The sequence below is a fragment of the Bifidobacterium jacchi genome, from assembly GCF_009078285.1.
GTDB classification, from domain to species: domain Bacteria; phylum Actinomycetota; class Actinomycetes; order Actinomycetales; family Bifidobacteriaceae; genus Bifidobacterium; species Bifidobacterium jacchi.
On sequence record NZ_RQSP01000021.1, the window covers coordinates 23,688 to 31,327 of the forward strand.

Consider the following 7,640-nt stretch of genomic DNA (forward strand, 5'->3'; position numbering starts at 1 on the left):
ACATGTTCGCCGTGCGCATCGAGATGGAGTTCGGCTTCCGCGTGCGCGACATCAATCAAGCGTATCCGGTCGGAGGCAGAGGCGTGACCAGAAACACCGCTCGGGGTAAGATCGACGTACCGCCTAGCGGCGCCAAACAGTGGAGGAGTCGTGGCAATGACGATCGAGACACTAACTGAATTAGCCGAGAAGTGCCTGCTACTGATCAAGGGGCTGGATCTAGATGCCGAAGAAGACGCCCGTGACATGATTCATGTCGGCGAGCCTGATCTTGCTATCGCGGCCGCTTTGGACGTCGCCTATTCGCATCCGGAACTATACGCTCGATTCCCGGATGAGGTCTATGAGCTCGCCGAAGATCCGGACTATACCGCCATCCACCGCTACCTCGATCTGCTGGAGGCGCATCGCCGATAGGCCAGTCCCAAGCAATATCAGTTTTCAATACGCCACCTGAAAAGATAAAATATCGAAAGGGAATCGGTGCCTTTCACCCTTAAAACCGTTTGCTCGGACATGGTGGAAGGTTCCCGATTCTTTTTCTTTCAGCCCACTGTGGAAGTTCCATGGTGGGTTTTCTTATGCCCGCAGGACGGGCGGAAAGGAACCATCATGGCCGACGAGAATCTCGAAGACCAGAACCAGAACGCCGGTGCCGCCGGAGAAAAAACGCCGCCTGACGCGGACGGCGGACAAAAGCCTCCGTGGGAGCGCGACGGCGAGGAGCCCATCCCCGAAGGCGTGGAAGCTCATCGAGAACCTGCGCACCGACAACCTCAAACTCAAGACCACGAACGAGTCGAACACGGCCCGCCTGCGCGAGATCGAGAAACGGTCACGCGTCCTGCAGAGCGCTGACGCGCTGGGGGCTGATGCCGATAACCGTGGCCACGTCACGCACGGTCAACCCCTCACCGCGCAGTGCGGCGACGGTGGCGCGAGCGAGCTTCGAGGCCTCGTCCTGGGCCCTGCGCGCCTCTTCGCGTTTGATGAACAGGCTATCGACCATGCGCTGTGTGCCCTCGTCCAGCCGGGGGTCGATGACCACTGCCCCGACCTGTGCGCCGAGCATTTCGGCCGCGTTGCGCACCATGGCCTCCACTTGGTCGAGACGGCGGGCTTGCGTGAACAGGCCGGGAATTTCAGGGACTTCGACGGCCCACCAGCCGCCGCTGCGCGTGCACACTGCGGCGGCGTCCACTGATCCGCTCATTTCATATTCCTTTCGATATACCTCAGAATTCCCCTAGCGGTGAGTTCGCTGACCTCACCGTGGCGCGGCACCATAGTCTGGGCGTTGCCGACGGTGACCTTGCTGTGGTTGCCGCCCTCGGTCCAGATGTCCTCGAGGCCGTTGTCTTAGGCGAGTCCATGGATCCGTTTCTCCAGTTCCTTACGCTTCATGGCTAAAGTTCATACTTATTTACTTATCAAGTCAAGTGATATTTACTAAGATTGTGCGGACATGCCGACGACCACGCCGACGACCACGCCGCAGGGCTCCGAAAAAAGACACGGCGACAGACCGCCCCGGCGCTCACGGACGATCTCCCAAGGCGATCCCCCATGCGGACGGAGTCACGCGGCGAGCCCCACGTCGCCCGCTCCTCTAATTCGAAGAGGGGATGACGGTCACCCCGTAGTTGCGACAGAACGCGATAGGGCCCGATGGGGGGGGAAAAGGAATCCGGTTCAGGAGCCCGTCGGCTTGCATGCAATGCGCACAATGCGTATAGTTATGGTATGAGGTTCAAGGAAATCGAGAGGATACTGCTCCTGGACGGATGGCGGCTCTACTCGCAGAGCGGAAGCCACTGCCAGTACACGCACCCCGACAAGCCCGGAAGGGTCACCGTCCCGAAGCACAACGGGGACCTTGCGCCGTTCACCGTCAAATCGATATGGAAGCAAGCCGGAATCAACGAAAGAAGGATCAAATGAAACTCGTCTACCCGGTCGTTCTCTACCCATCCGGGGTGCCCGGCGGATACACCGTGCTCTGCCCGGACATGCCCGGCCTAGTCACCGAGGGCCGCGACCTGCCGGAGGCGCTGGACATGGCCGTGGATGCGGCCAGCGGATGGGTGCTCGGCGAGCTCGAGGAAGGCCGACGCGCCCCGCACGCCACCAACATCGCAGACGTGAAGCCGGAGGAGCCGAGCGGCATCGTCACACTCATCAGGCTGGACATGGACGAATACGCCGCCAAATACGGCAAGCGCAGCGTCCGCAAGAACGTGACCATCCCCGCATGGCTCGACACGTTCGGCGAACAACACGGCATCAACTACAGCGAGGTGCTGCGCGAGGGCCTCGAACACCGGTACCGCGCCCTGCAACAGGCATGAAGCCCGGCGGCGGGCTTGACTAAACCTTGTCACGCCGGGCAGCCACGGCGTATACCTGGAGCCATTCACCCGGCATCCCGGAGAGCATGAGGTGCTGCTGGCGCGGGGGAAGATGCTTCAGTTCGAGGGGCTTGGTAAGCTTCCCGATGGCTCGCCGCTGGTCTATCTAAGGATGGTGTGACATGCCGATCGCCCCCGACAGACTGGACAAGTTCACGTTCATGGCCAGCCAAGGCCACTTCAATGACGACCCTGAGGTAATCAAGCGAAACTGCAAACTCATCGGAGTGGAGCCGCCGACGCCGGAAGAGCAAGCGTACATCGCCGAGCAATGGGAAAAACGTTTCGACGTGGAAGACGATCTCTCTACGGACAAGCTCCGTGCCGAGTATGCACGCAAGAAGGCATTGGGCGAACTGTAGCCCATGGTCATATTCATCTGATCTTTAGCCACCCGCACGGGTGGTTTTTTTATGCCCGGAACGGGCACCATCATCAACCATTAGGAGGAATCATATGGCCGAGGAAGCCAACAACAACAACACCGATCGGTAGCAGGACGCGCAGCAGCCGCACGGCGAAGCGCAGCAGACCGACTGGGAGGCGCAGGTGGCCAAGGACACCGGCGCGCCCGCGGACCTGCTACATGACGACAGCCATTCGAAGCCATGACCGGGTACGCGAAACGGCTCGACCAGTGGGCGCATCCCAAGCCCAAGGGCACGTCCGACCAGGGCGGCAAGCCAAACCATCCGGCCAAGGGCCAGGCGAACCGCGTCTTCGTCAACCGCATGTTCTCCGACTGACATCCTCCCGCAGCAACCACATCCCAACCCATTCCCGAAAGAAGACGAACCATCATGGCAATGACATTGGAGGATCCCCGGCGTGTCCAAGAGTCGCGCCGACGGCTGGCGGCGCGTGTCGGACGGGGACCCGTGCGCGTTCTGTGCGATGCTCGTCACCCGTGGCCCCGTGTACACCAGCCGCGACAAGGCCCTGCACACCACGAACCCGGCACCGGGCATCCCCTCCGGCACATTGCACAAATACCACCCCCCACTGCGGATGCACCGTCGAGATCGTCTACGACGACTGGCAGCCCACCGCACAGGAACAGCAATGGATCGACGACTACTATCGCGCCGCCGAAAGCCTGCCCGACAAAACGCCGCGCACCGCCAAAACCGTACTGCCCATCCTGCGCAGAAACGGAAGCTTCCGCGACTCCGCGACGCGCAGAGGCACACCCGAAGCATTGGCCGCGCGGCGTAAGGCGTATGCGGAGAGGAAAACCCGAGAACACGCCGAACGACGCAGACAGCGATCACATAAGGCGGTGATCGGGGCTGCGGAACAGGATCATCGTGGTACGTCCGAGAGCGGGGAACCGCCAATCATTCCGGCCGGCGCACAGTCGGGGAGCCCAAGCCCATGGCCTCACGACCCGAACGAGAACAGGATCCTCTCCATGAGCAACGATCTGAACGTCTCGGACGAGGAATGGGCGCGTCGGCAGATAGCGGCCGGAGGCCCGCCGTTGGACTCCGAACGAATGTACCCGCAGGAGATCGTGTTTCTCGAACGAGCACAGAAGCGGGGGGAGATCATGGAGTGGATACCCACGGGGAAGGACGGAGTGCCCAGAAATGATTTCAAGTGGATAAGCCGGAATGGAATTCCGGCGGAGCTTAAATCCCCTGCCGGGACCAAATACAAGAACATCGCGAAACGAATCAGCGACGCCGTTGCGACCGCAAAAGAGCATGGCGTGACCAAGAACGTTTTCGTCGTTGATTTTGGCGATGCGAAGATCCCGGACAAGCTGATTCGCCAACTGTCCCGATACAACGAGAACCATGCCAACAAAATCACTGAACTGTGGATATGGGATTCCGCGGGACTACGCCAGTTGAAACTGTGACGGAAATGAGCGGGGATACCACTCGACTTGTCCCCAGTCCTACGGCTGGTCGCGCAAGGTCCCCGCTCATCACCAATTCTACCATTCCTTGGCGGGTTGCCGGAGCGGTCGATCGGAGCCGCCTGTAAAGCGGCCGCAGCATGCCACGCAGGTTCGAATCCTGTGCCCGCCACGCCAGCCCACTGTGGAAGTTCCATGGTGGGTTTCTTATGCCCGCAGGACGGGCGGGAAGGAGCCATCATGGCCGACGAAGCCAACATCGAAGATCAGAATCAGAACGCCGGCGATACCGGTGGGCAGACACCACCTGACGCGGACGGCGGTCAGAAGCCGCCGTGGGAGCGTGACGGCGAGGAGTTCAGCCCCGAGAAGGCGTGGAACCTCATCCAGCACCTGCGCGACGACAACCTGAAACTCAAGACCGCGAACGAGTCAAGCAACGCCAAGCTGCGCGAATTCGAGGACACCAGGCTCACAGGGGGACAGGCGGAAAACCACGGAAAAACGAAAAGCCGCTCCGCCCTACTGCCGTAAGGCGAAACGGCCGTTTCGCAAGGTTCCGTCAGCCCAATGCGTCCTTGAGGCGGGAGAAGAAGCCCTTGCGTGCCGCCTGCGTGACCGGCTTGGGGCTTTGCGACGCGTGAGCGGCGTCACCGTCGTGCAGGGCGGCGAATTCCTCGATGAGTTCACGCTCGCGCTCGGTGATCCTGGTGGGGATGTCGACCGCGATGTGCACGACAAGGTCGCCGCGCTCGTCGCTGCGACGCAGCCGGGTAACGCCCAGCCCCTTGAGGGTGACGACATCGTCCTGCTGACATCCGGCGGGAACCTCGACGGTCTTGGGACCATCGAAGGTGTCGATTTCGATCTCGTGGCCGAGCACCGCCCACGTCATCGGCACCTTCGACCAGCAGTGCAGATCGTCGCCATCACGGGTGAAGCGTTTGTCGGAGCGCACGTGAATGTCCACGTACAGGTCGCCGGCGGCTCCTCCGCCTTCGCCCACCTCGCCCTGATCGGCCAATCGAAGTCGCGCACCGTCGTCAATGCCGGCCGGAATCCTCACACCAACCATTCGGGCGGCCTTGACACGGCCGTGCCCCATGCAAGTCTGGCATGGATGCTCGATGATCGTGCCATGACCTTCGCATCGATCGCAGGGAGCGGACGTCATCATCTGTCCGAGCATGGTGCGCACCACGCGCTGGGTGGAGCCGCGTCCATGGCATTGGGGGCACGTGACCGTGTCGGACCCCTTCTGTGCTCCGGTTCCGCCGCATTCCTGGCACAGACCGAATGTGCTGATCCTGACCTGTTCGGTGCCGCCGAACACCGCCGTCTTCAGATCGATGGTCAGGGATGCGAGCGCATCTCGCCCCGGCTGACTGCGCGGGGTGGGCCCCTGCGCGCCACCGAACGCGCCGCCGAAGAACTGACCGAAGATGTCGCCCATATCCGCCATGCCGGAGAACCCAGCACCGGGGAATCCGGAGCCGGCATTCGGATCATTGGGATCGACGCCGGAATCGTACATGCGTCGTTTGTCGGGGTCGGAAAGCACCTCGTAGGCGGCGTTGACCTCCTTGAACTTGTCCTCGAATTCAGGACCCGCGATGTCGGGATGATACTTGCGGCTCATCTTGCGATACGCCTTCTTGATCTCGTCGTCGCTGGCACCACGTTCGATTCCCAGCACCTCGTAGTAGTCTGCCACTATCCGTCCTTATGGTTCTGATGTATGTCTGTCCGTTAACTATGTCTTATTGATGTCTGCTCGTGGTCATGTCAGCAGTCGCATCCAGCCGCATGCATGGTATCGCGCCGCTTGGCCATCCGCCCGAGCCGGCGGCGAACCACGCATGCCATTGTGCCATACGGTTCAGTCAGATCGTTGCACCGATTCGCCATCACGCGTACACACCGGCATCGTCCGGATTCTCGTTCGTAAGCAGATCGGTCAGATATCTCGCGACCGCACGCACCGCGGCGATGGTTGCCGCGTAGTCCATGTGGGTCGGCCCGATGGAACCGACGAAGGCGACCGGCTCACGTTCGGTCCCGTCGCCCGCCCGACGCTGCGATGCCGTCGCCTCGCCGTCCCCGACGTCCGGTGAAAGCCCTCGTTCGGGATGGGCCAATCCATGGGTGAATCCGCCATATCCGCCGGTCACCACCGATGCATGGAGCAGTCCGGGCGTGTGTGTTTCCGATCCAATCGCGACACCGACGCCATCGGCACCGGATTCCTCGCTGAGCGCGCTCATGAGCCGCATGATCACCACCTGCTCCTCAAGCGCATCCAGCATCGGCGCAAGATCGTCGCTGCGCCGATGGGCGAGACTCGACGCCCCGGCCATATACATCTCTCCGGCGCGATCGTCGTCAACCATATCGTCAAGAACCCCCGCCAGGCACTCGGCAAGCGCATGCAGTCCGGCGAACGGCCCCATGCCCAGCGCTCGGACCGCATCGGCCGCCGACCGCAGGGGCAGACCGGCGCACCGATCATTGACGACCGTCATCAGCCGGGTCAGCTCGTCGGACGCCGGCGGGTCGACGCGCAGCGTATGCTGGGCGACCCTGCCGGTGTCGGTGATGATGACCGCAAGCAGCACATTCGCCGCCACCGGAACGATCTCGATATGCCGAAGCACCGATTTCGACAGCGCCGGCGACGCGACCACCGCTATCTGCCCGGTGATGCCGGCAAGCAGCCTCGCCGCGCGCTGCAGCGTGTCCTGAAGACTGACGGAACCGGCGAGAAACGCGTCGATCGCATTGCGCTGGGCGTGGGACAACGGCACGACCTTCGCGAGACGATCCACGAAGTAGCGATACCCCTTCTCCGTGGGAATCCGCCCCGCCGACGTATGCGGCTGGATCAGGTAGCCCTCATCCTCCAATGCCGACATGTCGTTGCGTATGGTGGCAGAGCTGACGCCGAGTTCGTGGCCTCTGGCCAGCGACGCCGACCCCACCGGCTCCTGAGATCTGATATAGTCCTCGACGACGGCCCGCAATACCAGCATGCGTCTCGACTGCATCATCACACGCTCCCTTCGGCCGCTTTCGCGGGCTTCGGCGCCACGCCCCGTTCGCCGGTCGCGAACGAATCGCAGGCGCAACCTGTTCATATATGTGCATATGCGACGTTCCCGGCACGCCGCGCACAGGCGATGCATGCCGCCTTCGCCTTTCCATTATTAGCACTCGACATTGCCGAGTGCCAGCATGTTCGTTCCCAGTGATACCACGCCGGCCCCGGTCCAGATCACGATCGCAAACAACGTAGCGGACCTTCTCCGACTTCGCGCGACAGCGCCGAACGCACCGACGATGGCAACGCAAACAACGACGGCAACGATATC

12 protein-coding genes and 1 tRNA gene are annotated in these 7,640 nt (G+C 61.9%); 10 read left to right on the forward strand and 3 right to left on the reverse strand.

The features are described from left to right. The first annotated feature begins 156 nt into the window (after nt 1-156). Nucleotides 157-417: a hypothetical protein gene (locus tag EHS19_RS06680; RefSeq protein WP_151917001.1), complete on the forward strand. Its 261-nt coding sequence runs from the start codon at nt 157-159 to the stop codon at nt 415-417. A 195-nt stretch (nt 418-612) separates the two neighbouring features. Then, nucleotides 613-858: a hypothetical protein gene (locus EHS19_RS06685; protein ID WP_151917002.1), complete on the forward strand. Its 246-nt coding sequence runs from the start codon at nt 613-615 to the stop codon at nt 856-858. On the opposite strand, the gene EHS19_RS06690 is transcribed toward EHS19_RS06685, so the two are convergent. Then, a complete protein-coding gene (locus EHS19_RS06690) occupies nt 836-1,213 on the reverse strand; it encodes a type II toxin-antitoxin system HicB family antitoxin (RefSeq protein ID WP_151917003.1) in 378 nt (125 codons plus the stop codon). The two genes, EHS19_RS06685 and EHS19_RS06690, sit on opposite strands and share 23 nt — an antisense overlap. Nucleotides 1,214-1,743: 530 nt before the next feature. Here EHS19_RS06690 and EHS19_RS06700 point away from each other — a divergent pair. The 8 genes from EHS19_RS06700 (at nt 1,744) to EHS19_RS06730 (ending at nt 4,806) form a co-directional block, all read left to right on the forward strand. Then, nucleotides 1,744-1,941 (forward strand): type II toxin-antitoxin system HicA family toxin, encoded by a 198-nt coding sequence (locus EHS19_RS06700; protein WP_151917004.1) that lies wholly within the window; start codon nt 1,744-1,746, stop codon nt 1,939-1,941. Next, nucleotides 1,938-2,348, forward strand: coding sequence for a type II toxin-antitoxin system HicB family antitoxin (locus tag EHS19_RS06705; RefSeq protein WP_151917005.1), 411 nt, complete (start codon nt 1,938-1,940; stop codon nt 2,346-2,348). Before EHS19_RS06700 ends, EHS19_RS06705 begins: the two co-directional genes overlap by 4 nt. A gap of 182 nt (nt 2,349-2,530) precedes the next feature. Then, the gene (locus EHS19_RS06710) at nt 2,531-2,770 is read left to right on the forward strand and encodes a hypothetical protein (protein WP_151917006.1); all 240 of its coding nucleotides are present in this window, start codon (nt 2,531-2,533) and stop codon (nt 2,768-2,770) included. Between the two features lie 246 nt (nt 2,771-3,016). Next, on the forward strand, nt 3,017-3,154 hold the full coding sequence (locus EHS19_RS10790; protein ID WP_175578355.1) for a hypothetical protein: 138 nt from the start codon (nt 3,017-3,019) through the stop codon (nt 3,152-3,154). 148 nt (nt 3,155-3,302) lie between these two features. Continuing rightward, entirely contained in the window at nt 3,303-3,623 is a 321-nt protein-coding gene (locus tag EHS19_RS11850) for a hypothetical protein (RefSeq protein ID WP_479680310.1), read from the forward strand. A 196-nt stretch (nt 3,624-3,819) separates the two neighbouring features. Then, the gene (locus EHS19_RS06720) at nt 3,820-4,272 is read left to right on the forward strand and encodes a hypothetical protein (protein WP_151917008.1); all 453 of its coding nucleotides are present in this window, start codon (nt 3,820-3,822) and stop codon (nt 4,270-4,272) included. A gap of 90 nt (nt 4,273-4,362) precedes the next feature. After that, a tRNA-Tyr gene (locus tag EHS19_RS06725) sits at nt 4,363-4,444 on the forward strand. 68 nt (nt 4,445-4,512) lie between these two features. Further along, a complete protein-coding gene (locus EHS19_RS06730) occupies nt 4,513-4,806 on the forward strand; it encodes a hypothetical protein (RefSeq protein WP_151917009.1) in 294 nt (97 codons plus the stop codon). 28 nt (nt 4,807-4,834) lie between these two features. Here the strand turns inward: EHS19_RS06730 and dnaJ are convergent, their stop codons facing one another. Together dnaJ and hrcA are read right to left on the reverse strand one after the other, a co-directional pair. After that, the gene (gene dnaJ / locus EHS19_RS06735) at nt 4,835-5,986 is read right to left on the reverse strand and encodes a molecular chaperone DnaJ (RefSeq protein ID WP_151917010.1); all 1,152 of its coding nucleotides are present in this window, start codon (nt 5,984-5,986) and stop codon (nt 4,835-4,837) included. 193 nt (nt 5,987-6,179) lie between these two features. Then, complete coding sequence (gene hrcA / locus EHS19_RS06740; protein WP_151917011.1) at nt 6,180-7,319, reverse strand: heat-inducible transcriptional repressor HrcA; 1,140 nt, start codon at nt 7,317-7,319, stop codon at nt 6,180-6,182. Nucleotides 7,320-7,640 lie beyond the last annotated feature (321 nt).

Excerpts from the sequence above, each read along its gene's own strand:
- EHS19_RS06690 (WP_151917003.1), bottom strand. The coding sequence starts at position 1,213 with ATGAGCGGATCAGTGGACGCCGCCGCAGTGTGCACGCGCAGCGGCGGC.
- EHS19_RS11850 (WP_479680310.1), top strand. The coding sequence starts at position 3,303 with ATGCTCGTCACCCGTGGCCCCGTGTACACCAGCCGCGACAAGGCCCTG.
- EHS19_RS06720 (WP_151917008.1), top strand. The coding sequence starts at position 3,820 with ATGAGCAACGATCTGAACGTCTCGGACGAGGAATGGGCGCGTCGGCAG.
- hrcA (WP_151917011.1), bottom strand. The coding sequence starts at position 7,319 with ATGATGCAGTCGAGACGCATGCTGGTATTGCGGGCCGTCGTCGAGGAC.
- EHS19_RS06730 (WP_151917009.1), top strand. The coding sequence starts at position 4,513 with ATGGCCGACGAAGCCAACATCGAAGATCAGAATCAGAACGCCGGCGAT.
- EHS19_RS06680 (WP_151917001.1), top strand. The coding sequence starts at position 157 with ATGACGATCGAGACACTAACTGAATTAGCCGAGAAGTGCCTGCTACTG.
- EHS19_RS06700 (WP_151917004.1), top strand. The coding sequence starts at position 1,744 with ATGAGGTTCAAGGAAATCGAGAGGATACTGCTCCTGGACGGATGGCGG.
- EHS19_RS06710 (WP_151917006.1), top strand. The coding sequence starts at position 2,531 with ATGCCGATCGCCCCCGACAGACTGGACAAGTTCACGTTCATGGCCAGC.
- EHS19_RS06705 (WP_151917005.1), top strand. The coding sequence starts at position 1,938 with ATGAAACTCGTCTACCCGGTCGTTCTCTACCCATCCGGGGTGCCCGGC.
- EHS19_RS10790 (WP_175578355.1), top strand. The coding sequence starts at position 3,017 with ATGACCGGGTACGCGAAACGGCTCGACCAGTGGGCGCATCCCAAGCCC.
- EHS19_RS06685 (WP_151917002.1), top strand. The coding sequence starts at position 613 with ATGGCCGACGAGAATCTCGAAGACCAGAACCAGAACGCCGGTGCCGCC.